This is a genomic window from Knoellia altitudinis (genome assembly GCF_042666355.1).
Taxonomy (GTDB): domain Bacteria; phylum Actinomycetota; class Actinomycetes; order Actinomycetales; family Dermatophilaceae; genus Knoellia; species Knoellia altitudinis.
In genome coordinates this window covers 345,142-345,734 of record NZ_JBHTDK010000001.1, presented here as the reverse complement: position 1 = coordinate 345,734, position 593 = coordinate 345,142, and the positions used below count along the sequence as shown (strand labels likewise).

At 67.3% G+C, this 593-nt stretch carries 1 protein-coding gene; it reads right to left on the bottom strand.

Going from position 1 to position 593, the window contains the following annotated elements:
* The coding region (locus ACFQW8_RS01620) for a putative Ig domain-containing protein (protein WP_380085236.1) at positions 1-593 on the bottom strand (593 nt) is incomplete at both ends.

The window sequence follows — 593 nt, the reverse complement described above, 5'->3', positions numbered from 1 at the left end:
GGGTGCCGGTGATCGCGCCGGTCGTTGCGTTGAGGGTGAGCCCGGCTGGGAGGGTGCCGGTGGTGATGGTCCAGGTGTAGGGGGCGGTACCACCGGTTACGGTCAGGGTGGTCGTGTAGGCGTTGCCCACGACGCCGCTGGGCAGGCTGTTGGTCGTGATCGAGACCGGGATCGGTGCGGCGGCGATGGTGAGGGAGAGCTGCTTGGTAGCGGTGGCGGCCTTGGTGTCGGTGGCCTTTGCGGTGAAGGTCGCTGTGCTGGCGGTGGTGGGGGTGCCGGTGATCGCGCCGGTCGTTGCGTTGAGGGTGAGCCCGGCTGGGAGGGTGCCGGTGGTGATGGTCCAGGTGTAGGGGGCGGTACCACCGGTTGCGGTCAGGGTGGTCGTGTAGGCGTTGCCCACGACGCCGCTGGGCAGGCTGGTCGTCGTGACCGCGACCGGAGTGCTTGGGGTGTCGGAAAGGTAGTAGCCGGCGATGTCGGTGATGAGTTGGGCGGTTCCGCTGGAGTTGTTGCTCAGGGCGATCTTGCCGTTGGCGCCGATCTTGGCGATGACGAGGTTGGGGATGGTCTGGTTGGCGACGAAGTTGAGGTTG